We start from the raw sequence: 22,312 nt of genomic DNA, 5'->3' as shown, positions 1-22,312 counted from the left end.
ATGGGGAGGGATGCTGTTGGCCCTGTGGAGCGCGACCGTGGCCTCGGCCGCGCCGTTCGAGGTGCGGCGCTCGCGGGAGTCGCCCGAGCACGCGCGCCTGGTGCTCGCGCCGCGCGCGGGGACGGGGCGCGCCACGCTCCAGGTGCTCTTCTCCGTGGGCCGCTTCGATGAGGGCGGCATGCCGGGGCTGACCCTGGCGTGCCAGCACGTGATGCTGGAGGCCAACCGCCGGGGACGCTACGACGCGCTGGTGCGCGAGCTGTTCGGCGCGAACGCGACGCTGACGTTGTCGACCGGCCTCCGGCAGAGCGGCTTCACGCTGAGCGCTCCCCGCGAGGACTTCGGTCGGCTCGCCGAGCGCGTGTTGACGCTGGTGCTGGCACCCCAGCTGGACGCGGCCCGGCTGGAGGATGCCCTGGAGCGCACCGGGCAGGACCCCTCGCTGACCGTCGCGGATGACTTCCTGGAGTCGGTGCTGGCGCAGGTGCTCTCCCCGGAGCCGCGCTTCAAGGCGCCCGTGCCTTCGAACGCGCAGGCGGTGCAGTCCTTCTCGGACCACGACGTGCAGGCGTACATGGCGGGCCCGCTGAGTCCGCGCAACGCGGTGGTCATCGCCGCGGGGGACTTCGACCCGGAGGCGCTGCGGCGCACCGTGGCCCGCTTCAAGGGGGGGAGCCCGTCGGCGGTGACGCGCTTGCAGCCCCAGCTCCCGGTGACCCTCAAGCTCCCGGCGATGAGCGACATCAACCTGCTGGCCTACCCCATCGAGCTGAACGACGCCCGGCAGGCCGCTTCCGCGCGGGTGGTGGGCGTCCTGCTCGGACAGCGCATGGAGCAGCGCTTCCGCCGCCTGGGCGTGGGCTATGCCCAGGACGCGTCGGTGCTGCTGACGCCCTGGTTGGATCAACTGGTGCTGACGCTGCCCGCGAGGGACCCGTCCGCGCTCGACCTGGGCCCCTTCATGCTGGAGGAGGTGCGGGCGGTGCGCGAGGGGCGGGTGGGCGCGGAGGAGCTCGCGCTCGCCCGGGCGGAGGTGCTTGCCCGGCTGCGGGCGGACGACCGGAGCCCGGCGGAGGTGGCGCAGGCGCTCGCGGCGAGCGTGCATGCGCCGGCCTGGTATTCGCCGGAAGTGGAGGCCGCGCTGGCCGCGCTCACCCCGGAGAGCCTGGCCCAGACCGTGGGGGGCTGGTTGGGTGAGGACCGGCGCATCCACCTGCTGTTCACCCCCAGCGTCCTTCCCCTGCGCTCCACGGCGGGCGCACGGATGAGGCGGAGATAGCCATGCGTCGCCCATCCTTCTGGAGGCCCGCGCTGCTCGGGCTCCTGCTGCTGGGGGCTCCTTCCCTGGGACTCGCCGCTCCGCGCCCGCGGGCCGTGGCCTCCCTGGCCTCTTCGGACGCGGCCCGGACGCCGGACGTCACGGCCGAGATGCTGGCGGACGGGACGGAGCTGCTGATGGCCTCACGGCCGGGCGCGGACACCGCGTCGCTGCGCGTGGTGGTCCGCTCCGGGGCCTCGCATGATCCGCCGGGCAAGGAGGGCCTGGCGCACCTGGTCGAGCACCTGGTGTTCCACGGGAGCCAGGACCTGCCCGGTCCAGAGCTGAGAGCGCGCGTGGCGGCCGCGGGGGGCACGCTGAATGCGCACACCGTCTCGCAGGCCACCGTGTACATGCTGGACGCGCCGGCGGGGGCCTTCGCGCCGCTGGCCCGGGACTTCCTGCGCATGGTGACCAGTCCCCTGCTCCCGGGCGGCAAGCGGCTGGAGCGCGAGCTGGGCATCATCCGGACGGAGAGCACGTATCACTTCCGCGGCTCCGCGCTGGGCAGTCAGATTGAAGGGGCGCTCTTCTCCAGCGTGTCCGCCGCGTATGCGCTCATCGGCTCGGAGAACTCACGCGGCCGCATCACGCGCGAGGACGTGCTGAAGTTCTACGCGTCGGAGTACCTCACCTCCAACATCTCGCTGGTCTTCACGGGGGCGGTCGGGGTGGAGGACGCGCGCCGGCTGGTCGACGAGGGCTACCGCCTGGCTCCGGCGTTGCCCGAGGAGCGGGTGGCGCCCGCGCTGGAGGCGGCGCTCTTCCCGGTGGAGCAGGAGACGCGGGCCGCCGCCACGTTCGTGACGCTGGGCTACGCGCTCCCTCGCGAAGCCCGGGGGACGTGCCGGGCGGTGGCGGCGTTGCTCCAGTTGCGGTTGATGCTCGCGGTGCACGTGAAGGAGCCCATCGTCTCCGACGTGGTGGTGCGCTGCCTGAGCCTGCGCGGCAACGACCTGCTCCTGGCGTTCGCGTACACGCGGTCCCTCGACGGTTCCCGCCTGCCTTCGCTGATGCAGGAGACGTTCGATGGGCTGGCGAAGCAGCCCCCGGGTGACGCCGAGCAGAAGCTGCTGGCCTCGCGGGGAGGGCGCGGGCTGGCGTCGCTGGCGAGCGCGGGGCCGGAGCTGGCGGATGCATTGGCGGCCGAGGCCTCGGAGCCGCGGCAGGACGGAGGCACCGACCTGGGCTTCCTCCAGCCGCCGCCCCGGCTCACGCCTGGGGTGCTCAAGGACTTTGTCCGCCGGCACTTCCGGGAGGAGCGCTCCGTGCGCATCGTGAGCACGCCGCTCTGAAGCCCGAGGGGCCAGGGCTCCTTTCAGCGCGGGTACAGGGTGCCGCCCTTCATCACCCACCGCACCTGCCGGATGGCGGAGATGTCCTGCGTGGGGTCGCCTTCCACGGCGACGAGGTCCGCGAGCATCCCGGCCTTCACCTGCCCGATGCGGTCCTCCCAGTGAAGCATGCGGGCGTTGCCGGAGGTGGCGGCCTGGAGCGCCTGCGTGGGCGTCACGCCGCTGGCCACCAGCAGCTCCAGTTCGCGTGCGTTCTCTCCGTGCGGGAAGACGCCCGAGTCCCCGCCCACGCACAGGGGCACGCCAGCCGCCAGCGCGGCCTTGAGTCCGGCGCGCTTCTTCTGGAGGGACTCGGGCTCCGGGTCCACGCCGCGCTTCCAGCCCCGGTACTGGAGCATGGCGTCGCCCGCGGCGAGCGTGGGGCACAGGAACACGCCCCGCTGGGCCATCAGCTTCCAGACCTCGGGTGTGCCGGCGTCTCCATGTTCGAGGGTCTCCGCGCCGGCCAGCACGGCCCGCTTCATGCTTTCCGGCGTGCTGGCGTGCACGGCCACCGGGCGTCCGCCGCTGCGCGCGGTCTCCACGATGAGGCGCATCTCCTCCTGGGAGAAGGTGGGGAGCGCCTCGCCGTGCGGGCCCCAGCGGTAGTCACCGTAGACCTTGATCCAGTCCGCGCCGCGCCCCATCTGTCCGCGCACCGCGCGCGTGAGGCCGTCCACGCCGTCGGCCTCCTCGGCGCCCTGGGGCACGGTCCACTCCGAGGCGAAGCCCTTGGGGCCGTAGCTGCCGGTGGCGACCAGGGCGCGGGTGGTGACGACCATGCGGGGGCCGGGGATGATGCCCTGGTCGATGGCCTGCTTGAGGCCCACGTCCGCGTCCCCCGCGCCCTCGGTGCCCAGGTCGCGCGTGGTGGTGAAGCCCGCGAGCAGCGCCGCCTTCGCGTGTTGGGTGGCGCGCGCGACGCGCAGGGCCAGGGACTCCTTGAGCACCTGGTCGTTCCAGGGGGCCTCGTTGTACGGGTGCAGGAAGAGGTGCGAGTGGCCCTCGATGAGGCCGGGAAGCAGCGTCGTACCCGGCAGGTCGATGACCTCCGCGCCCTCTGGCGTCTTCAAGCCCTGGGCGGGCCCCGCCGCGACGATGCGCTCGCCGGTGACGACCACCGCCCAGCCGGTATGCGTCTTGGCCGAGGTCCCGTCGAAGACCCGCGCAGGGCGCAGCACATACGAACGGACGGGCGCCTGGGCCCGCGCGGACATGGAGGCGAGGACGGCGAAAAGGACGGTGGCGAGGAGCGGAGCGCGCATGTCGGAAGGCAGTCTGCGCGGGGCCGCTGCCTGGGGCCATGGGTTTGTGGGACAGGCCCGGGGGCGGGTGTCACGGTTGAATGGCGAGGATGCGCGCCCCAGCGACATCCACGGCATAGGTCGCCCCCATATCGAGGACGATCTCCCGCTCATGCTCGGCGCAGTTGGCGGGGCTGAACGAGAATCGGACGAAGACCCACCCGTTCGGCCCCGGAGCCGCCGCGACGTTGAAGGCCTCGCGTCGGTAGAGGCATTGTTCAAGTGGCGTCGCGTCGCGATGCGGATGGGTCCCCAGGGGGCGGAAGTCATCCATGGCCAGTGCGATGGCCGCGGCCATCGGCCCCGACAGTTCTTGAAGGCCTGCTGCTGGCAGTTCCCGTGGAAACTGGACCTGGCTCGCCTCCTCTGGCGACGCATGGGCGGGGCGTGCGGTGCGTTGGAACAGCGCACAGCCCTGAAGCAGGAGGCAGAGAATCAGGGGCAGTCGATACATAGCTCCGCTCCAGGGGCTAGGAGTCGTCGTTGACGGCGGTGACTCGCCCGGACTTCTTGTCTTCGTTCCGGATGCTGCCAACGAGGAACCACTTCTTGTCGCGCCGGACATAGACCTCGCCTGGGATGGGACTGTCGATGTTCGGCACCAGCTTCATGATGTTGCAGCCCGTGTCGAGCTGGATGCGGATCATGAAGAGTTGGAGGTCCGCTTGCGTGTCCTCGGGGGACATTTCAGACGGCGTCCAGGGGTGGCTGTGGTAGTCGGCGATCGGGGATGGACGGCCGCGCTCATCCACCACATGGCGAGGCGGTTGACATTGTTTTCGTTTCCTCGGGCCGACCAGGACGGTGGGTCCCAGGGGGGAGCCGTAGGTCGCGTAGTAGGTGCCATCTCCAAGCGAGTAGAGCGCTCCGCAGTATTCCTGCCCGTAGTCGCCAGCGTTGGCCCTGGGAAGCAGCATGAGTGCGGGGCACAGTTGGTCGATGACGTCGTCCAGGTTGCGCGAGGGTTGGATCGCGGGCCATGGCCCACGCGCCCAGACCGAGTTGCCTCTGCGCCCAAACAAGCTGTTCTCGCCTTGCCTCGTGTACCAATCGCCTCCAGCGCACGCCAGGAGCAACCCAAAGAGGAGCGTCGCGTTGAATCGCATCATCCACCGTGATCACGTGGGTTGCTCTCCGCGGGGGCAGAGCGTCGCTGTGTCTTGTGGAGAGGTTGCACCCGCACCGCTGTGCAGGTCAATGCGCTGAAGCCCAAGACGCATCACGGTGTCCGCGCACGGAACACCTTGGGAGCATCGTCGCGGTCGTTCGAGTTCCGGTTCACCTCGCCTGCGCAACCCAGGGAGCGGAGCGGCGGACGCCGGGGCGTTCAGCGGTGGTCATGGGAGAGGGACGGCCTTCCCTTGCTGGCGAGGGTGTGGAAGACGGTGGGGCATGAAGCGCCATGCCCCCGCCACCGAGCGCAACCGTGAACCGCTCCTCGCTGTCCTCCGGGAAGTGCTGCCCGCGTCCGGCACGTTGCTGGAGGTGGCGAGCGGCACCGGCCAGCACGCGGCCTTCTTCGCGCGCGCCTTCCCGGGGCTCACCTGGCAGCCGACGGACGCGGAGCCGGAGGCGCTCGAGAGCATCGATGCGTGGTGCGCCGGGGAGGGGCTGGCCAATGTCCTGCCGGCCCGGGTGCTGGACGCCAGCGCTGACACGTGGCCCGTGGCGCACGCGGACGCCATGCTCTGCGTGAACATGATCCACATCGCGCCGTGGACGGCCTGCCAGGGGCTGATGCGCGGCGCGGCGCGGGTGCTGCGCCCGGGCGGACGGCTGGTGCTGTACGGGCCCTATTTCGTGGAGGGCCAGCAGACGGCGCCGAGCAACATCGCCTTCGACGAGTCGCTCCGGGCCCGCGCCCCCTCCTGGGGTGTGCGCGAGCTGGGCGCGGTGGCCGCCGAGGCCGCGCGCAATGGCCTCCAGCGGGAGCGCGTGGTGGAGATGCCGAGCAACAACCTCACCGTCGTGTTCACCCGTTAGGACTCCCACCGGGACGGAGTCCTTCATGCCGTCCCGGCGGTGGGCGCGGGGCTACATGCCCGGGCAGTGGCCGTTCTTCATCTGGTGGGCGGTCGCGTTGACCTCGTCGACGAGCTGGCGCTTCTGCATCTGATCCTGGGCGGAGTAGATGATGGTGATGCCTTCCGGCGTGTCCTGCGCCTCTGCCTTGGACGGAACGGTGGGGGCACCGGCCTTGGCCTTGTAGCCAGCGCCGCCCGTGCCGCTTTCATCGCGGCCGGCCTGTTCCTCCACCGCGCTGTCTCCCAGGTCCTCTTCCTTCGCCAGGTCCATGGGCGTCTCCGCGTTCGTGCTCTTGGACTGCGCGTCCAGCATCCGCCGGGTGCGTGACTGGAGGTCCGACACCTGGGAGGGATCCGTCGTGCTGAAGATCAGCGCCACGCCGTCCGACGTCGTCTGCGTGCTGACCTGGGTCCCCGGCACTGACATGGGGCAGCGAGGATTCCCCTGAGACGTCATCGCGGTGGACTGGCCGGATGGGGGGGCCGATTGGCCTGAGTCGGATTTGTACATCCCCTTCTTGGAGCAGCCCGCGGTGAAGCACAGCGCGACGGACGCGGCCAGGGTCAGCGAAAGTCTGGACATGGGCATGCATGCCTCCTCTGTCGTGGATAGGTCGTGCGGCAAGGTGGCGAGGCGCCACCGGGCGCGCAACCCGCGGGGCCAGGGCCGCGCCTGGCGGCCCCACCCGCCGGGGAGAGGCCTCCTTCGAGAAGCCGACACCCGGAGGCCCGCGAACCTTTCGCCGTGGAGCCGTAACGGCGTGCTGCTCACCTGGAAGGCGTGGACGGCTGACGGCTCACCACGCGGCTTCGAGCTGGAGCATCACCCCGTGCTTCTCGTAGTTGCCATTCGTGGAGTCATACGCGTGGCAGAGGTGCTCCGCGCCCTCGCACGCGGCGGGGTCGTCGTCCGTCAGCCGCATGTCGACGTTGGAGCGGTTCACCAGCAGCTCGTAGCGCGCGGTGAGCCGGAGGTGTCGCGACAGCCGGAAGCCCAGCGTCGGGGCCAGCACGAAGCGCGTGTCGTGGCGGCGGCGCGCGTTCCACGTCTCGGTGTCGCCAGCGGTCGTCCGCACGCGCAGCGAGCTGTCCTCCAGATAGCGGCGCCATTCCACCTCCGCCTCCAGGCTGGCGGTGAGCCAGGGCAGGGGTTGCCACCGGCCGGAGGCGCCTGCGCCGTGGCTCGCGAAGGCGAAGGGAATGACATACGTCTGTGATGCGACGGTCTCATCCGCGCTGGTGACGCTCTGCTCCAGCGTGCCAATGCGGTCCTGCCGGTAGCGGTACCACGCGGTGAGGTTGGCGCCGCCCAGACGCCACTCCTGGGACAGCGTCGCGTCCAGGCGCGTGCCGGAGAGGTAGGCGAACTCCTCGCCGAGTCCGTCCTTGCCGACGAGGCCCAGGTCCAACCGCGTGCTGGTGCGGTCGCTCTCATCCCACGCCAGCCATGCGTTGGCGCCGACCGAGGCCTGGAGGCCGCGGAAGTCCGCCAGGCCCGTGAAGAACAAGTCTCCGCCCGCGAGCAGCCCCACGCGCACGTCGCGCGCGGCCTCCCATTCCACCGCCGCCGTCGCCCGGTGGAGCTGGAGCGAGTAGTCCCGCACGGAGGATTCGGAGTAGGCCCGCTGGCTGCCGCCGTAGGACAGGGCCGCGAGGACGCTGTCCGCCACCCGGAAGCGCGCGGTGATGCCCACGCTGGCCTCCGCGAAGGCGCTCGCGGTCACGACGTCCGCGCTCGCCCCGGACACGTCGCGCGCCGCGACGCCCACCTGGAGCACATTGCTGTCGAAGCCGGGCCCCAGGCTCGCGGAGACCCAGAGGCCCGGGCCGCTGGAGCGCAGGCCGTGAGAGAGCAGGTCGAGGTACTGGTGCGCGGTGCTCCGGTCCAGCGGACTCAACGTCAGCGCGAGCGACGACGCGAGGTCCTCGCGGGCCTCCGTGAGGGCCCCCAGCCGGTATGCCGATGCGCCCGCCATGAGCCGGGCCCTTCCGGCGTCGGGCATCAATGCGGCGGCGCGCAGGAAGTGCGCACGGGCCTCGTCGAAGCGGCCGGCGTCGAACGCCGCGAGCCCCTGCCGGTACTCCTCATCCCCGAGCGCTCCCACGGGGACGAGGAGTGCGCGCAGTTCCTCCAACTGCACGGCCTCCTGCGCGGAGGCCCCGGGCGTGGCGCGCTCCGCCCACCGCGCGGCGCGTTCAGGGGCGCCCGCGTCGAAGGCCGCGAAGCCCGCGTTGATCCACGCGACGCGGGCGAGCGGGGCCTCCGGGTGAACGCTGGCGAAGGCCTGCTCCGCTTCCTCGAAGTGGCCGAGGGCGTAGAGACAGGCCCCCCGGTTGAAGTTCCAGGCATCGGGTTCGGGGGCATATGGCGCGCGCCCGGCGGCGTCCAAGGCCTCCAGTGCCTCCTCGGGCCGGCCCGTGCGGAAGCGGGACAGCCCGATGAGGTACAGCGCGGCGCCGGAGGGCGATGCTTCCGCGGCCTGGAGTGCCTGTTGTTCCGCCTCCGCGTAGCGGCCCGCGGCGAAGGACTGGCGTGCATCCTCCAACGGCTCTCCAGCCGCGAGCGCCATCAGGAACAGGAGGCCCGCCCACACACACCGCGACGTAGCGCATTCCGGGAGCGGGAGCGAGATCCGCGCGAGGCGCTTCGGCCCCTGGCGCATGGCTCGCGGCGCGCAGTGGAGCCTGCTGGACCCCGTGGCTCGACGCCATCCCTGGTAACCCGGTGCGGGCAGTGCCTAGCTGGGTATCAGTTGCCCCCAGTCATGGGGATTCTCCGGCTTCGGGGTCAGCTCGACTCGGGCGAAGCGCCCGTCTCGCACCTCGACCACCGCCCACAACTCCGCCTCGCAGCTTGGACAGCTCCCCAGCCCGTATGCCCAGACGTCGCGTCCCACGGCTTGCGAATCAGGCCCAATCACAGGGCGTCTCATGTTGTGGGCGCGTCCCCAGACGACGTCACCTGGGACGAAGTCACTCAAGTCCAAGATGCCGATGCGTGCCTGAAAGCACACGGTCTCCAGGCGCTCGCAGCCGCTGCATCTGATTGGCGCATCGAAGTTGTTGTACCGGCCCATTCCAATTCCCGTCGGCCATCCGCGCTGTTCAAGAAGTCTCGCGGACTTCCGGTCCGCGCCCTCTGGGTGACTCAGCGACGCGGTTGCTGATTGGGAGGCGGTTGCGGGTTGGGCGGCGGCCGTGCGCCGTCGGTCCTCGGTGACGGCGAGCGCACGTGGCCGTCATCGCCCGGGGGGCGTGGCGCATTGGGCCGACCCTCCTGTCCGCGGTCGCCCGAGGGGCCTCGTGAATCCGGACCCGGGGGTGGACGGACCGTGTCGCCTCGCGGCGGAGGCGCGGGGCGCTCCGCCTTCATGCGCCCCAGGATGGTGTCCACCTGTTCGCCCGGTGCGATGACGTCCACCGTGTGCGAACTGCGCACGTGCGCAGGCTGCGAGCCCGCCGGGGGCGGAGGCACGGCGGCTTCAGGCGGCCTCGCGGCATCAGCGGGCCGCGTGGCTTCAGAAGGCCGCGTGGCATCAGGCGGCCTCACTGCCTCTGTCGGCGCGGGTGCTGGCGCTTGTTGCGCGTGCGCGATGCCACCTCCCAGCCACAGGAAGGCGGCGAGCGCCGGTGTCGAGAGCCAGGTCCTCATCCGCCCGTGACCTCCAGCACCACGTCGTGCTCGATGCGCTGGTCGCCCGCGCGCGCCAGGGCCGTCACCAGATACCGCCCCGGCCGCTGTCCGCGCACCGCGACGGGAATCACGTTGCTGCCCGCGTTCAGCGCCTGTGTCCACTGGAAGGAGCGCAGCGGCAGCTCCTCCCCATCCGCCCAGAAGGACAGCCCCTCCGGCAGGCTCACCTGGAAGTCCGCCTGCTCCACGGCGACGTCCGCCGTGAAGTCCAGCTTGATGACCGCGACCTTGCTCACCGGCACCTGCGTCCCGGGCCGCTCCAACTCGGCCACCGCCGGGACGTCCGGCCCGGTGACGGCCGGGCCTCGCACCGCGCCCAGCACCAGGAAGGTGGCCACGCCCGCCGCGATCCCCACCGCCGGCCAGAGCACGGGGGCCCGGCGCCGCCAGAAGGCCCGCACCGCATCCCACCCTGGCGCCGGTGTGGGCGGACCGGCCTCCACCAACCGCCGGTGGAGCAGGGCCTGGAAGTCGGGCCCGGGCGCGTCGTCGCGCAGCGCCGCCAGACGCTCGCGCAGGGCGCGGTCCTCGCTCTCCTCGGGCTCACTCATTTCCTGCTCCTTGCGACATGCGACGAAATGTCCTGGCCAGATGTTCCCGCCGGCGCTTCATCGTCCGACGATTCAGGGCCCTGGCCCCCCGCCAGCAGGGCCTTCAAATGCGCCCGGCCGCGCGACAGGCGCGACTTCACCGTGCCCACGGGCACGCCTTCGATGTCCGCCACCTCTTCATAGCTGTGGCCTTCCACGTCGAAGAGCACCACCGCCGTGCGGAACTCCGCCGGCAGCGCCCGCAGGGCCCGCCACAGGCGGTCCCGCTCCTGGGCGCGCATCAGGCCTTCATCCGCGGACTCGGCGCCCGACGGTGCCTTCGCGTGCTCCTGCTCCAGCGGCTCTTCCCGGGAGCGCTCACGACCGGCGCGGCTGCGCGTGGCGTCGTAGAACGCGTTGCGCACCACCGTATAGAGCCACGTCTGGAACGCGGACTGGAAGCGGAACGAGCGCAGGCTCTTGTAGACCTTCACCAGCGCCTCCTGCGCCAGGTCATCCACGTCCGCGTCCGACGCGGCGAAGGCCCGCGCGAAGCGGCGCACCCGGGGCAGGTGCGACGCCACGAGCAGCTCGAAGGCACGCACGCTGCCGTCCTGGGCTTCGAGGATGAGTGCGCGCAGCTCGTCGGTCACGGTCGGCGGCACTCTAGCCGTCCCGGGTGCGCGCTCAAAAAGCGCCGGGAAATTCGCCGCCGGGAACACGGCGGAAATTCATTTCGTCTCACGGAGGCAGACGGACAGCGGCCGGGCACCGGATGAAAAGGGAGCACGCACACATGAGGCACTGGAACTGGGGCAGTCAATGGCTGGGGGCAGTCGCGCTGGTGGTGGGCACCATGACGGTCGGCTGCGGCAGCTCGCAGACCGCGAGCACGGACGCCACGTCGGATGTGTCCCAGGCCGTGGAAGCCACCTCGGATTCGAGCGACGCGGTGGAGGTGTCCAGCCTCCTGCACGGCCTGGACAAGATGCGCCCCCAGGCCGTGGAAGGCTTTCACTGTGACGCGAGCCCCGACATCACCACCGTGGAGGTGTGTGGCAAGAGCCTGCCTGCCACCGTGCACCTGGAGTGGACCGACTGCGCGGCCCCCACGCGCCCTGGCGGCGGACGGGGCGGCCCCGGTGGTCCTGGAGGCCCCGGAGGCCCCGGTGGCGGCGGCCAGCCTCCCCCGGGCGGCGGCGCGCCTCCGCAGGACGGAGCGGGTTCGCAGGTGCGGGGCCAGTCCTTCGACGGCGGAGCCGCCGGGGGGCCGGGTGGAAAGGGCCCGGGCGGTCCCTCCAGCGGCACCGTGGACATCGTGAATGCATACGAAGCGTCCGAGGACTGCACGGGCGCGGTGACGCAGAACCAGACCGTCATCTTCGAGGTCTCCAGCACCAACTCCGACGGCGAAGTCTCCACCGTGAAGGGCACCACGTCGTCCACCTCCGAGCTGGTGGACGGGGCCCCGCCCCGCAACAAGAGCACGCAGGCGGACGTGACGCGCACGCGCACGGATGCCTCCGGCGCGGTGGTGAAGTCAGTGCGGTTGGAGGGCTCGCTGTCCGTCGCGTTCTCCACGGACACGCCGCCAGTGCGCACCATCGACGGCTCCTATACGGAGACGGCGCTCGACGGTTCGCAGGGCACCGTCACGCTGGCGGGCATCGTCCGGCCTCCGCGCGACGTGTGCCCCTGGCCCACGGGGGGCTCGCTCACGCGCGCCACCGCGGACGGGGAGAGCCACGTGCTCACCTTCGGTCCGGAGTGCGGCGATGGCACGCTCGACGGCGCGGCGGTGAGCCTGCCCAACCGCTGCGAGCGTGGCGGCGGCCGTCACTAGCTTCAGCTTCACGAGGCGTCGCGGTCCGGGGGCATGACCCCTCCCCCGAGAACCCCTCCCCCGGGCCGCGAGCCTCAGCTCCGCTTCGTCATGTCGAACAGCGCACGGGCCTGCGGCCCCAGGAACCCGTCGAATCCTCCCGAGCGCTGGGCGATCTCGAAGTACGCATACGGCCACGTGCGCGTGCCACCCCCCCGGAGCACCAGGGGAAGGGGGGCCGCGTGCGTGGCCGTCTGTCGAAGGGACGTGCCGGGCGCGCCTTCAATGTCTGTCTTCATGGGCACGCCCGCTTCACGCATCCGCCGCTGCCACGCCTCCACGTCGTCCACCGCGCCGGTGAAGTGATTCACCTTGCGGCCGAACGCCAGCAGCCACGCGCCGTACTGCGTCTCACGCTCCAGCTCCAGCAGCGTGGACTCGTCCGGAGGCATGGGCGCCGCGAACCAGGCCGCGAGCGCCTCCACGTCATCTGGCGGCGGCGGATCCGCCGGAAGCGCGGCGAGCAGCTCGCGGGCGCGCGGCGACAGCTCCTCCGACTTCAATTCGGAGAGGAAGACGCGCGGCAGCCCGTCCGGGTGGGCCAGGTAGATGGCGGACAGGTGCGCGTCCGGGAACGTGTAGGAGCCGGCCGGACGCCATCCGAACCGCTCGAACACGCGCGAGAACAGCGCGATGCCTCCCCCGGGCCGCGCCAGCGTGCGGAACGCGACGTGGTCATTGCGGAAGTGTCCCCCCGACAAGGTCACGAAGGTGCGCGCGAAGGGGACTTCGGAGGCGTAGCGCTCCCACAGCAGGTCCAGGAGCCGCGAGGCGTCGGAAGCGGAGGTCGTCATGCGCGCCAGTGTACGTCGCTCGCCCCCGGCCGGCAGGGACATCCACCTCGGCCCGGCCGGGAGCGGCTTTCGGCTACGGCACCGACACCGCCTGGAGCGCGGCGCGGCTGGGGGCCTCGTCGCCGGTGACGCTCACCACGAGGCGCTGGAGGCACCCCGCGAACTCCTGCTGCAGCGCCTCCGCCGTCACCGCCTGGAGGTGCGCGGGGCGCTGGGCCACCGCTTCCACCGGGAAGCCCCGAACGCGCGCCTGCAGCAGCGCCCCCACCCACGCATCCGTGCCAATGAACGACACGGCCTGCTGCGCGAGGATGCGCCCCCGGGCCTGCTCCAGGTTCTCCGCGGGGACCTGCTTCGCGAGCGCCGCCAGCGTCGCGCGCAGCGCCCCCACGCCCTCCTGGAGCCGCTGCGCGTCCAGGTTGCCATCCATCTCCAGATGCGCCGCTCCACCCCGGCCAATCCAGGGCGTGGCCCCGAAGCCGTAGGAGGCCCCCGTCCCGGAGCGCGTCTGCTGGTAGGCCTTCACCTCCAGCAGCTCCGCCATCAGCGCGTAGCGCGCCTCCAGCTCCGGCGTGGCCGTGGGCAGCCGGCAGGCCATCCGCACCTGGCCCTGGGTGGCCCCCGGGCGCGCGGTGAAGAGCGTGCTCACGCGCGGCGACGCGGGGGGCAGGGCCGGCGCGGGCGGCACCGCCACGGGCTGCGGCTTGCCCCGGCTCCAGCCGCCCAGGTACTTGCGCGCCAGGGCCTCGACCTCCTTCACGTCGAACTCACCCGCCACCACCACCACCGTGTTGCCGGGGCGGTAGACGTCCTCCAGCCACGCCTGCGCCTCGGACCACGACACCTGCGCCAGCTGGGCGCTCGTGGCATCGCTGGCGTAGGGGTGGGTGCCATAGAGCGCGTGCATCAGCTCGCGCTGCGCCACCACCTCCGGGCGCGTGTCCACCGCCGCGTACCAGGGCAGGACCTGCTCGCGCAGGAAGCGCACCTGGGCCTCCGACGTGCGGGTGGTGGCCAGGTCCTCGGAGAGCATCGCCAGCATGTTGCCCACGTTGCCCGCCGTGCCCGCCAGGTCCACGCGCACGTGGTCCAGCGAGGTGCTGGAGCGCCTGTGCAGACCCCAGTCGCTCGGGTTGCCCTCGAAGAACGACTCACGGAAGGCCCCCTTCCTCGCCAGCTCTCCCACGCCCGGCTTCGCCCCATGCGCCGTCCCACCGGCCATCGCCGCGGCCATCCGCACCACCGGGAGTCCCGGGCGGGGCGCGAGCAGCACCTCCAAGCCGTTGTCCAGCTTCAGCACCTGCAGCGGGCCGGTGGTGGCCGTGAGCATCGACGGGGTGATGCGCTGACCGCCCTCCACCCCAGGCCCCCCCAGGGCGACCGTCGCCACGTTGACGCTCATCCCCGGGATGCCGCTCTCCCCGGGCCGCACGAGGATGGCGTGCGCCCGGTTGCGCTGGAGCCACTGGTAGGCGAAGTCCGTCACCTTGCTGCCGCCCAGGCCCACCAGCGCCATCTGCGAGCGCGTGTACGAGCGCACGTCCGTGGTGAAGTGGGTGAGCAGCGCGCGGCTCTTCGTGCGCGCCAGGAGCCGCTCGGACTCCAGCACCATGCCCGTCACCACCTGCCTGCGCAGGGCCTGGAAGCTGAACTCCTGGCCCAGCACGCCGCCGGCTTCGATGTCCTGGCTCCAGGCCTTGTGCACCTGGTCCAACACCTTCTCCGCCGTGCGCTCCGGGTGGTCCCCGCGCGACAGCTGCACCCGCACGATGAGCAGCGACGCGCGCGTGCCGGGCACCAGACCCGTGGAGATGCCCGCGATGTCACCGTCGTTGCGCATCGACGCCCAGAGGTTGTCATCCAGGCTCGCCTCCACGAAGTCGTGCACGGCGCTCGCTTCGTCGAAGGCGCGCGGCAGCACCCACGACAGGTACAGCTCCGGCGACGGCACCGCCGCGGTGAACACCGGCAGCGTCTTCGTCGCCGGGGCGGCGGGGGGCTCCGAGGGCTGCGCGGCCATGCGCCGGTCCGGGGCGAGCGGGGCGCCGGTGCCCGCCCACGCGGGCGGCAGGTTCTGCTGGAGCACGTTCGCCACCGCCTCCAGGTCCACGTCCCCGGAGATGACCAGGGTGACGTTCTCCGGGCGGTAGTGCGCGCGCGCGAAGCGCTGCGCATCCCCCAGCGTGAGCGCGGTCAGCGACTCGTGCGAGCCCACCACGGGCCGGGAGTACGGGTCCCCGGCGGGGAAGGACGCCGCGTGCACCCAGCTGAACACCTGTCCCACGTAGCCCGTCTCGTTGCGCTGGCGCAGCTCGTTGCGCACCACCTCGCGCTCCACCGCGAACACCTCCGGGGAGATGTTGGCGATGGGCGAGGACAGCCGCTCACCCTCCAGCTTCACCAGCGTGGCCAGCGCCTCGCGGGGGGCCAGCGTCTCGTAGGCCGTGAAGTCCAGGCTGGTGGAGGCGTTGAAGTGCCCCGCGCCGGAGGCCTCCAGCCGCGTCATCACCGACGCGCCGTTGGCGGGACGCGCGCGGAAGGCCAGGTGCTCCACCAGGTGCGCCAGCCCCTCCTTGCCGCTGGGGTCGCTGGAGCCGCCCGCGCCCACCACCGCGACGACCGCCACCACCGGGGAGCGCGCGTCGCGCTCCACCACCACCCGCAGTCCGGAGGGCATCCGGAAGTCGCGCAGGGGGAAGGACACGTCGCGCATGACGACCTGCCCGCGCGCCGGCAGGGTGGTGCACCCACCCAGGGTGAGGGACAGCGCGGTCACGGCACCGAGGGCCAGACGTGGCCAGCGGATGGAACCCAACAGGAAAGACATACGACTCCAGGTACGAACCCGGAGGCAGCCCACGCGGGGCCCGTGCCCCACGCCTCCCCCCGGGCGGGAAATGAATGAATGGATGAAGAAGGCCGCGACGGAGGGGAGACAACGTCTGACGGGGCAGGCGGGACCCGCAACGACAGACAGCGCCCGGGTACATAGCACCGCGGCTCGTCCGTCGTCACCTCTCCCCCAGGGCTCGGAGGAGGGCGGCCCTCGCGAGGTCCGCGCCTCCGGCTAGGATGGGGAGCATGTCCCGCCCGACGCCGCGCACCCTGCTGCTGCTGGCCTTCGCTCTCTGTGTCTCCTCCTGCGACTACATCCCCACGGCCTGGGGGGAATGCACGGGCACCCACCTGGGACGGCGCGTGAAATGGCCCATCGAGGAGCGCTCTTCGGTGGTGCACCTTGGGTTCGATCAGGGCGGGCCGCCGGACACGTTCATCGCGCTGCACTACACGCCGGAGGACACGCCGGCCCTGGAGGGCTTTGGCGTGGACATCCATCTGGTGGAGGGGGCTCGGGTACGGGAGGACCGGACCGTGAAGCTCTCCTCCCGGCAGGGGCAGCTCGTGCCCGAGGAGTCGTCGCTGGTGCTGCGGTGGGTGGGGAACATCGGCGGGGCGGCCGGCTATCTCTCCTCGCCCGGGGTGCCGGTGGAGGGCTCGGTGCTCCTGGAAGAGGTGACGGAGTCGTCCGCGGAGGGCCGCTTCCACTACCGTTACGCGGACGGCGGCGAGCTGACGTGCACCTTCGAGGTGTGGCCGGTGTCGACCTCGGAGTGACACGGGAGTGACACGGCGAGACAGGGATGCGAGGGCTGCTAGCATCTGGCCATGGGCGTCCACGACTATCGATGCAGTGTCTGCGGTCCTCCCGGCTCGTACGCGTGTGGTGAGAAGGACGGCGAGGAGTGCGAGCAGGAAGGCATTGGCGAAGACCAGGCCATCCTGGACCTGTTCTTCTTCGCCAGCGGCGAGGCTCCGGAGGACGCGGATGCCTTCGAGGACGCTCGGGGGCGCGCCCGGCGCACGGAGACGCGGCCCTTTGGCTATGATTGGGGAGAGTGGGAGTTCGTCCCCAGCCTCAACTACCGGCAACTGCTGATGGACGATGACGACGCCACCGGCATCTGGCGCATCGAGTCCTTCGACGAGGACATGGGCGACGGCAGCGCCGTCTCCCTGGAGATTCCGCCGGACGAGCGCGTCTGGGTGGTCAACTACTGCCCCACCTGCCACCCACTGTTCGTCGAAGGCAAGGCTCCCGACGACGAGCCCTGTCTGGAGTACCTGCGGGCCATCGCCGAGAACCTGGAGATGGACTTCGAGGGCGTGAAGGGGAGCGCGGACAAGGCGCCCTTCATCGACGCGGTCCGCGAGCGGGTCGCGCGGAGGCGGCCCGCCCGGCGCTGAGCGCTCAGCCGTTGGACGCCAGCGCCTCCTGGGCGCGGGCCTCGTCCGGCAGGTTCGCGACCCACTCCGTCACCTCGCCCAGGTGCAGCGTCTCCGCCCGGAGGACTTCGCGGAAGGCGTCCACCATGTCGGCGGGTCCCAGCTCCTGCGTCAGCTCCACGAGCAGTGCCCAGCCTGTGTGGTTGATGATCTCCGACACCAGGACGGCGCGCAGCGCGTCCTGCAGCGTGGCGCCCGGTTGCTCCGCGACCTGGAGCAGCCCTTGGAGCCGCGGGCCCGTGTCATCCTCGGAGGTCGTCAGCGCGGGGGCGCTCCCACCGAGCCGGTGGATGCACTCGCGGACGAGGTTCAGGTGCTCCATCTCCTGGAGGTGAAGCTCCACGAGCCGCGCCGGGGTGGGGCCTCCGGGGTAGCCGCCCTCGGCACGGGTCTTCTCGAGGAGGCACGCGTGGAGCCGCGCGCGGGTCTGCTCGAAGGCGAGCCGCTCCCGCAGCTGGACGAGGAAGAGCTGGGGCGAGGGGCCCTTCAGTGTCTGGAGCGCGCTGCTCACCGTTTCCTGGATGCCGCGGCGGGAGGGAGGTCTGTCCGGGCCGCCGGCGATGCGGACCAGGTGTGTCCGCAGGAACCCCACGACGCTGCCGGGAGCGGGCAGGGCGGGGTGGCGGGGCGGGTCCTCTCGGGCCAGTCGCTCCAACTCCTCGGCGGTGAGCAGCTCCGCGGTGTGTCGCAGTCCCCAGTTCACGTCTTCAGCAGAAGACATCGTGGCCTCCCCGTGGGGCATGCCTTCCAGCGCGATGGCGGATTCCAGGGCGCGGAAGGAGGCGACAAGCTGGAGATGGCGCGAGGCGCGCGCCATGGCCCCGGGGGGCCGTGGACCTAGCGCAGGAGCATGGGCGCTGTGCCCAACGCTTCTCCCCGCAGCCGCGCGATGTCGCGCGAGGGTGGGGCTCCGAACATCCGGCGGTACTCGCGGCTGAACTGGGAGGGGCTCTCATAGCCGACGGAGTGGCCGGCCATCGCCGCGTCCATGGCCTGCGCCAGCATCAGCCGGCGGGCCTCCTGGAGCCTCAGCTGCTTCTGGTACTGCAGCGGGCTCATCGCCGTGACGGACTTGAAGTGGTGGTGGAGCGCGGATGGGCTCATGTGGACGGCGCGCGCCAGCCGCTCGATGCGCAGGGGCGCGGCGTAGTGCTCCTTGAGCCAGTGGATGGCCCGGGTGACGGAGTCCCGGCGGCTGTCGGCGACGGCGATGCGCCTCAGCCGTTCGGAGTTCTCCCCTGCCAGCAGGCGGTAGAGGATCTCGCGGATGACGAGCGGCGCCAGCACGGGGATGTCGCGCGGCGTGTCCAGCAGCCGCAGGAGCCGCACCGTCGCGTCCAGCAGGGGCGCGCCCACCGGACCCAGGGCCAGTCCGCGGACCCCGTCCTCGGCGCCGGGCGCGTCCAGCTCCGCCTCCATCATCAGGCTGCCCAACTGCCCGGGCTCCAGGTCCAGCCGGAAGCAGAGGTAGGGCGCGGAGGGGGTGGCCTCCACCACCTGTCCCGTGACGGGCAGGTCCACGGACGCGACCAGGCACTGGTCCGGTCCATAGACATACAGCTCTTCACCCAGGAGCACCTGCTTGCGGCCCTGCGCCACGATGCACAGCGCGGGTTCGTGCAACGTGTGCAGCGGCAGGGTCGGCGTCGACGCGCGGATGAGCACGACGCGGGGAATGGCGGTGGTGTGGAGCCCGTCCGTGGGGACGTGGCGCTCCATCAGCGCCACCAGCGACGACAGGTGGGGTCCCGGGCCGGAGTCTGGGTGGGCGGTCGGCATGCGCTCCCTGTCTTAATCCCAGCGGGCCTGGGGTGCTCGTGGAGGAATGGGCAAGGGTCCGCGAGCATCCGGATACCGCCTCCGTGGCGCGGCTTGAGAGGGTGGGTCCATGCCTGGCGCGGTCTTCGCACCAGGCCCTTCCAGAGAGAGGACCGACCCATGACGACGAATATCCAGGGCAAGGTGGTGGCCATCACCGGAGCGAGCAGCGGCATTGGCGAGGCGACGGCCCGCCTGCTCGCCCAGCAGGGCGCGAAGGTGGTGCTGGGCGCGCGCCGGACCGACCGGCTGGAGGCGCTGGCCGGGGAGCTGAAGGCGAAGGGCGCACAGGCGTGCTTCCGCGCGCTGGACGTGACGAAGCGCGAGGACATGGAGGCCTTCGTGGACTTCACGCTGAAGCAGTACGGGCGGCTGGACGTGCTCATCAACAACGCGGGCGTGATGCCGCTGTCACGGCTGGACCAGCTGAAGGTGGACGAGTGGAACCGGATGATCGACGTGAACATCCGGGGCGTGCTGCATGGCATCGCGGCGGGGCTGCCGGTGATGAAGCGCCAGAATTCGGGGCAGTTCATCAACCTGTCGTCCATTGGCGGGCACGCGGTGAGCCCGACGGCGGCCGTCTACTGCGCCACGAAGTTCGCGGTGCTGGCCCTCTCCGAAGGACTGCGCCAGGAGGTGGGCGCGGACATCCGGGTCACGGTGATTTCACCGGGGGTCACCGTGTCGGAGCTGGCGGAGAGCATCAGCGACTCGGAGGCGCGCGAGGTGATGCGTGACTTCAGGAAGGGGGCGATTCCGGCGGAGGCCATCGCGCGGTCCATCGCGTACGCCATCAGCCAACCCGCGGACGTGGATGTGAGTGAAATCATCATCCGCCCCACCTCCAGTCCGTACTGAGCGCCACGCCTTTCAACAGCGCGCCCGACACGGAATGACCGTGGCCTACGCCTCCAGTCGCTTGCGCAGCGCTCCCAGCCGGCTGCGGCCCACCGGCAGCCGGGTGCCGTCCCTCAGCTCCACCCCGGTGCGCGAGCCCTCCGAGGCGACGAGCTCGCGGATATCCGTCACGCGGACGAGATACGAGCGATGGATGCGGAGGAAGTCGGTGGGCAGCAGCTGCTCGAGCCGCTCCAGGCTCTTCTCGCTCAGCTCGGTGCCACCTCCGCGCAGGACCAGCTCGGCGTAGTCGCCAGCGCCCTGGATGTACGCGACGGAGTCCAGGGGCACGAGGACCACGCCTCCGCCCTTCCTCACCGCGAGGGAGCGCAAGGCAATGGCCGAGCGGCTTCCCACGCGGGTGAGCGCGAGGGCGAGCCGCTCCGGCGTGTAGGGCTTGGGGACGAAGTCCAGCACCCCCAGTTCGAAGGCGCGCAGCGCCTGGTCGGTGTTCGCGGAGACCACCACCGTCTGGAATGCGCCCGCGGCCGCCTCAGCGAGCAGCGCGAAGCCGTCCTCGCCCGAGAGGTTCAGGTCCAGCAGCAGCACGTCCACGGTGTGCTCCGCCAGCAGCTCGCGAGCCTCGTCCAGACTCGCGCAGACGCGCGGGCGCGGGGTGTCCGGTCCCAGTTGTTGCTCGCACAGCCGGGCGAGACGGCGCGCCGCCAGCGGCTCGTCTTCCACGATGAGCAGCCTCACGCCGGCACCTCCACCCGCGTCATCCACCCCGCGGCCGTCGGTCCATCCTCGAGCCGCCACGCACCGGGGAAGGCCTCCTCCAGGCGCGCACGCAGGTAGCGCGCGCCGGTGCCTTCACCGCCACCCTGGCGCGGGCCCGTGCCCACCGGCGCGAGGAAGACATAGCGCCGACGTGGCCGCGCGCCCTCGGCGATCAGGCTGCCTTCGAGCCGGAAGGTGTGGGGCGAGACGTAGCGGTTGTGGCTGAAGGCGTTCTCCAGCAGCGTGTGCAGCAGGGCAGGGGGGACGGGGGCCTCCAGGTCCACGCCCTCGGTCTCCAGGTGGAAGGCCGTGCCCTGTCGGCAGCCCATGACCTCCAGGTGGGCGCGGCACAGCTCCAACTCGCGAGCGAGCGGAATGGTGCGCTCACCGGAGACGGCGAGCAGGTGCCGGTACGCCGCGCCCAGGGCCTCGATGAAGCGCACGGCCTGCGCGGGCTCCGTCTCCACCCACTCACTCAGCGCGCCCAGTGTGTTCATCAGGAAGTGCGGCTGCAGGCTGCGCTTGAGCAGCTCCAGTTGCAGGCGCTCCGCGGCGCGCGTCGCACTCTCAAACCGCTCCTGCTGACGGCGCTGCCGCCGGGCATGGATCGCCGTGAGACAGAGCAAGAGCCCTCCGAGGGCGAGGAAGAAGCCGCGCTCGGCGAAGAGCGTCCCGGCGAAGCCGAGCCCCGCCAGCGCGCCCAGGGCCCCCCCCGGTTCCCCTCGACGCCACGCGCGCACGGCGAGCGCCGTGGAGACGACGAGCGACGCCCCGAGCGCGATGCTGTTCTTGCCATCGAAGCCCGGAACGAAGGCGAGCGAGAGCAGCCCCAGTCCGAGTCCCACCCACCGCAGCCAGCGGCGTGGCTCGCCGAAGGCCGCGTGCACGGTCGCTGGCAGCAGCGCCGCCACCGCCAGCATGGCCGCCGCCTGCAGTCGCAGCCGCACCGCGTGTTGTGGATAGGGATAGTTGGCGAGCCCGCGCCACGCCTCCAGCAGGACGAGCGCCGCGGCGGCGAGGCACAGCACGCCGAGCAGGAGCGTGGCGAGCCCGCCGTGAGCGGGCCGCACGCGCGCGAGGTGGTAGAGCCCCATCAGCACCAGTGCGCCCAGCGCGGAAAGGGCTGGCGCCAGGCCGAGCATCCGCACCCGAGCGAGGGACGCGGCCTCGCCCGCCTGCAGGTGGTGGAGGGTGCCCGTGGGCTGGAAGCCGAGCCGGTGCGCGGAGATGCGCATCGTCAACACGTGAGGGCCGGTCGCGCTGGACTCGGGCGGGAGCGGGAGCAGGGCATCGACGCGTCCTGGTACCTCCTCCGAGGGCGTCCGCCCCACCCGTCCGTTGCGGCCCAGGGGCCTGCCGTCCCACCAGACCTCCCATGACCCGAGCACCGACAAGGCGAGGGCAGGCGTCGGGGCTCCGGCTTCACGCGGAGGCACGTCCACCTGGGTGCGCAGCCAATAAGGGCCCGTCCCTTCGTTCACCTGGTTGGCCGCCACCGTGCGCCAGCCCCGTGCGTCTCCGGAGAGCGCGACCTCCGGGGGGAGATCCTCCGTGTTCACCTGCACCTGTCCCTGCCGCGCCGAGGGCAGCGCGGCCGAGGCGGCGAGCGAGAGCGCGAAGCATCCCGCGAAGAGGGCGGAGGACATCATGGGCCTCAGCATACGCAGCCCGGCGCCGCCCCACGCGCACTCCGGCGACGCCGCGAGACGT

Annotated in this window: 20 protein-coding genes; 7 read left to right on the top strand and 13 right to left on the bottom strand. The window is 71.6% G+C overall.

The annotated features are described in order from the left end of the window. Positions 1 to 10 precede the first annotated feature (10 nt). Together FOF48_RS25040 and FOF48_RS25035 are read left to right on the top strand one after the other, a co-directional pair. The gene (locus FOF48_RS25040) at positions 11 to 1,279 is read left to right on the top strand and encodes a pitrilysin family protein (RefSeq protein WP_143905335.1); all 1,269 of its coding nucleotides are present in this window, start codon (positions 11 to 13) and stop codon (positions 1,277 to 1,279) included. Between the two features lie 2 nt (positions 1,280 to 1,281). Then, positions 1,282 to 2,613 (top strand): pitrilysin family protein, encoded by a 1,332-nt coding sequence (locus FOF48_RS25035; protein WP_143905333.1) that lies wholly within the window; start codon positions 1,282 to 1,284, stop codon positions 2,611 to 2,613. A gap of 23 nt (positions 2,614 to 2,636) precedes the next feature. Here FOF48_RS25035 and FOF48_RS25030 read toward each other — a convergent pair whose 3' ends face one another. The 3 genes from FOF48_RS25030 to FOF48_RS37250 form a co-directional block, all read right to left on the bottom strand. Further along, positions 2,637 to 3,917: an amidohydrolase family protein gene (locus FOF48_RS25030; protein ID WP_143905331.1), complete on the bottom strand. Its 1,281-nt coding sequence runs from the start codon at positions 3,915 to 3,917 to the stop codon at positions 2,637 to 2,639. Positions 3,918 to 3,987: 70 nt separating this feature from the next. Beyond that, entirely contained in the window at positions 3,988 to 4,410 is a 423-nt protein-coding gene (locus tag FOF48_RS25025) for a hypothetical protein (protein ID WP_143905329.1), read from the bottom strand. 16 nt (positions 4,411 to 4,426) lie between these two features. Then, positions 4,427 to 4,642: a hypothetical protein gene (locus FOF48_RS37250; protein ID WP_235685845.1), complete on the bottom strand. Its 216-nt coding sequence runs from the start codon at positions 4,640 to 4,642 to the stop codon at positions 4,427 to 4,429. Between the two features lie 706 nt (positions 4,643 to 5,348). Here FOF48_RS37250 and FOF48_RS25015 point away from each other — a divergent pair. Further along, on the top strand, positions 5,349 to 5,939 hold the full coding sequence (locus tag FOF48_RS25015; protein ID WP_143905325.1) for a DUF938 domain-containing protein: 591 nt from the start codon (positions 5,349 to 5,351) through the stop codon (positions 5,937 to 5,939). 51 nt (positions 5,940 to 5,990) lie between these two features. Here the strand turns inward: FOF48_RS25015 and FOF48_RS25010 are convergent, their stop codons facing one another. From FOF48_RS25010 to FOF48_RS24995, 4 genes are all read right to left on the bottom strand, one after another. Further along, positions 5,991 to 6,563, bottom strand: coding sequence for a hypothetical protein (locus tag FOF48_RS25010; RefSeq protein ID WP_143905323.1), 573 nt, complete (start codon positions 6,561 to 6,563; stop codon positions 5,991 to 5,993). A gap of 214 nt (positions 6,564 to 6,777) precedes the next feature. Next, a complete protein-coding gene (locus FOF48_RS25005) occupies positions 6,778 to 8,550 on the bottom strand; it encodes a tetratricopeptide repeat protein (protein ID WP_186002059.1) in 1,773 nt (590 codons plus the stop codon). Positions 8,551 to 9,628: 1,078 nt separating this feature from the next. Next, positions 9,629 to 10,225 carry a hypothetical protein gene (locus FOF48_RS25000; RefSeq protein WP_143905319.1) on the bottom strand — a complete coding sequence of 199 codons (597 nt, stop codon included), beginning with the start codon at positions 10,223 to 10,225 and terminating at the stop codon, positions 9,629 to 9,631. Then, the gene (locus FOF48_RS24995) at positions 10,222 to 10,857 is read right to left on the bottom strand and encodes an RNA polymerase sigma factor (RefSeq protein ID WP_161666017.1); all 636 of its coding nucleotides are present in this window, start codon (positions 10,855 to 10,857) and stop codon (positions 10,222 to 10,224) included. The genes FOF48_RS25000 and FOF48_RS24995 overlap by 4 nt, the downstream gene beginning before the upstream one ends. 143 nt (positions 10,858 to 11,000) lie before the next feature. Between FOF48_RS24995 and FOF48_RS24990 the strand changes: the two genes are divergently transcribed. Beyond that, a complete protein-coding gene (locus tag FOF48_RS24990; RefSeq protein WP_143905315.1) occupies positions 11,001 to 12,047 on the top strand; it encodes a hypothetical protein in 1,047 nt (348 codons plus the stop codon). Between the two features lie 74 nt (positions 12,048 to 12,121). Here the strand turns inward: FOF48_RS24990 and FOF48_RS24985 are convergent, their stop codons facing one another. Beyond that, positions 12,122 to 12,880 (bottom strand): DUF1338 domain-containing protein, encoded by a 759-nt coding sequence (locus FOF48_RS24985; RefSeq protein ID WP_143905313.1) that lies wholly within the window; start codon positions 12,878 to 12,880, stop codon positions 12,122 to 12,124. A 73-nt stretch (positions 12,881 to 12,953) separates the two neighbouring features. Further along, positions 12,954 to 15,707, bottom strand: a complete 2,754-nt coding sequence (locus FOF48_RS24980; protein WP_143905311.1) for a pitrilysin family protein — start codon at positions 15,705 to 15,707, stop codon at positions 12,954 to 12,956. Positions 15,708 to 15,961: 254 nt separating this feature from the next. Here FOF48_RS24980 and FOF48_RS24975 point away from each other — a divergent pair, with 254 nt between their 5' ends. Further along, positions 15,962 to 16,495: a hypothetical protein gene (locus tag FOF48_RS24975; RefSeq protein ID WP_143905309.1), complete on the top strand. Its 534-nt coding sequence runs from the start codon at positions 15,962 to 15,964 to the stop codon at positions 16,493 to 16,495. Positions 16,496 to 16,546: 51 nt separating this feature from the next. After that, a complete protein-coding gene (locus tag FOF48_RS24970; protein WP_143905307.1) occupies positions 16,547 to 17,125 on the top strand; it encodes a hypothetical protein in 579 nt (192 codons plus the stop codon). A gap of 4 nt (positions 17,126 to 17,129) precedes the next feature. Here FOF48_RS24970 and FOF48_RS24965 read toward each other — a convergent pair whose 3' ends face one another. Continuing rightward, on the bottom strand, positions 17,130 to 17,885 hold the full coding sequence (locus tag FOF48_RS24965; protein WP_143905305.1) for a hypothetical protein: 756 nt from the start codon (positions 17,883 to 17,885) through the stop codon (positions 17,130 to 17,132). A gap of 116 nt (positions 17,886 to 18,001) precedes the next feature. After that, positions 18,002 to 18,943, bottom strand: coding sequence for an AraC family transcriptional regulator (locus tag FOF48_RS24960; protein WP_143905303.1), 942 nt, complete (start codon positions 18,941 to 18,943; stop codon positions 18,002 to 18,004). Positions 18,944 to 19,102: 159 nt separating this feature from the next. Here FOF48_RS24960 and FOF48_RS24955 point away from each other — a divergent pair, with 159 nt between their 5' ends. Beyond that, complete coding sequence (locus FOF48_RS24955) at positions 19,103 to 19,843, top strand: SDR family oxidoreductase (RefSeq protein WP_143905301.1); 741 nt, start codon at positions 19,103 to 19,105, stop codon at positions 19,841 to 19,843. Positions 19,844 to 19,888: 45 nt separating this feature from the next. Here FOF48_RS24955 and FOF48_RS24950 read toward each other — a convergent pair whose 3' ends face one another. Both FOF48_RS24950 and FOF48_RS24945 read right to left on the bottom strand, forming a co-directional pair. Continuing rightward, the gene (locus FOF48_RS24950) at positions 19,889 to 20,581 is read right to left on the bottom strand and encodes a LytTR family DNA-binding domain-containing protein (protein ID WP_143905299.1); all 693 of its coding nucleotides are present in this window, start codon (positions 20,579 to 20,581) and stop codon (positions 19,889 to 19,891) included. Then, on the bottom strand, positions 20,578 to 22,251 hold the full coding sequence (locus FOF48_RS24945) for a histidine kinase (RefSeq protein WP_143905297.1): 1,674 nt from the start codon (positions 22,249 to 22,251) through the stop codon (positions 20,578 to 20,580). The genes FOF48_RS24950 and FOF48_RS24945 overlap by 4 nt, the downstream gene beginning before the upstream one ends. Positions 22,252 to 22,312: the final 61 nt, after the last annotated feature.

The sequence above is a fragment of the Corallococcus sp. Z5C101001 genome (genome assembly GCF_007352635.1).
Lineage (GTDB): Bacteria > Myxococcota > Myxococcia > Myxococcales > Myxococcaceae > Corallococcus > Corallococcus silvisoli.
This window is presented reverse-complemented; position numbering and strand designations above follow the sequence as displayed.

What these genes read in the sequence shown, in the direction of transcription:
- FOF48_RS25010 (WP_143905323.1), bottom strand. Translation starts at nt 6,563, where the DNA reads ATGTCCAGACTTTCGCTGACCCTGGCCGCGTCCGTCGCGCTGTGCTTC.
- FOF48_RS25035 (WP_143905333.1), top strand. Translation starts at nt 1,282, where the DNA reads ATGCGTCGCCCATCCTTCTGGAGGCCCGCGCTGCTCGGGCTCCTGCTG.
- FOF48_RS24960 (WP_143905303.1), bottom strand. Translation starts at nt 18,943, where the DNA reads ATGCCGACCGCCCACCCAGACTCCGGCCCGGGACCCCACCTGTCGTCG.
- FOF48_RS37250 (WP_235685845.1), bottom strand. Translation starts at nt 4,642, where the DNA reads ATGTCCCCCGAGGACACGCAAGCGGACCTCCAACTCTTCATGATCCGC.
- FOF48_RS24970 (WP_143905307.1), top strand. Translation starts at nt 16,547, where the DNA reads ATGGGCGTCCACGACTATCGATGCAGTGTCTGCGGTCCTCCCGGCTCG.
- FOF48_RS24985 (WP_143905313.1), bottom strand. Translation starts at nt 12,880, where the DNA reads ATGACGACCTCCGCTTCCGACGCCTCGCGGCTCCTGGACCTGCTGTGG.
- FOF48_RS24975 (WP_143905309.1), top strand. Translation starts at nt 15,962, where the DNA reads ATGTCCCGCCCGACGCCGCGCACCCTGCTGCTGCTGGCCTTCGCTCTC.
- FOF48_RS25000 (WP_143905319.1), bottom strand. Translation starts at nt 10,225, where the DNA reads ATGAGTGAGCCCGAGGAGAGCGAGGACCGCGCCCTGCGCGAGCGTCTG.
- FOF48_RS24955 (WP_143905301.1), top strand. Translation starts at nt 19,103, where the DNA reads ATGACGACGAATATCCAGGGCAAGGTGGTGGCCATCACCGGAGCGAGC.
- FOF48_RS25040 (WP_143905335.1), top strand. Translation starts at nt 11, where the DNA reads ATGCTGTTGGCCCTGTGGAGCGCGACCGTGGCCTCGGCCGCGCCGTTC.
- FOF48_RS25015 (WP_143905325.1), top strand. Translation starts at nt 5,349, where the DNA reads ATGAAGCGCCATGCCCCCGCCACCGAGCGCAACCGTGAACCGCTCCTC.
- FOF48_RS24980 (WP_143905311.1), bottom strand. Translation starts at nt 15,707, where the DNA reads ATGTCTTTCCTGTTGGGTTCCATCCGCTGGCCACGTCTGGCCCTCGGT.
- FOF48_RS24990 (WP_143905315.1), top strand. Translation starts at nt 11,001, where the DNA reads ATGAGGCACTGGAACTGGGGCAGTCAATGGCTGGGGGCAGTCGCGCTG.
- FOF48_RS24965 (WP_143905305.1), bottom strand. Translation starts at nt 17,885, where the DNA reads ATGTCTTCTGCTGAAGACGTGAACTGGGGACTGCGACACACCGCGGAG.
- FOF48_RS25025 (WP_143905329.1), bottom strand. Translation starts at nt 4,410, where the DNA reads ATGTATCGACTGCCCCTGATTCTCTGCCTCCTGCTTCAGGGCTGTGCG.
- FOF48_RS25005 (WP_186002059.1), bottom strand. Translation starts at nt 8,550, where the DNA reads ATGGCGCTCGCGGCTGGAGAGCCGTTGGAGGATGCACGCCAGTCCTTC.
- FOF48_RS24945 (WP_143905297.1), bottom strand. Translation starts at nt 22,251, where the DNA reads ATGATGTCCTCCGCCCTCTTCGCGGGATGCTTCGCGCTCTCGCTCGCC.
- FOF48_RS25030 (WP_143905331.1), bottom strand. Translation starts at nt 3,917, where the DNA reads ATGCGCGCTCCGCTCCTCGCCACCGTCCTTTTCGCCGTCCTCGCCTCC.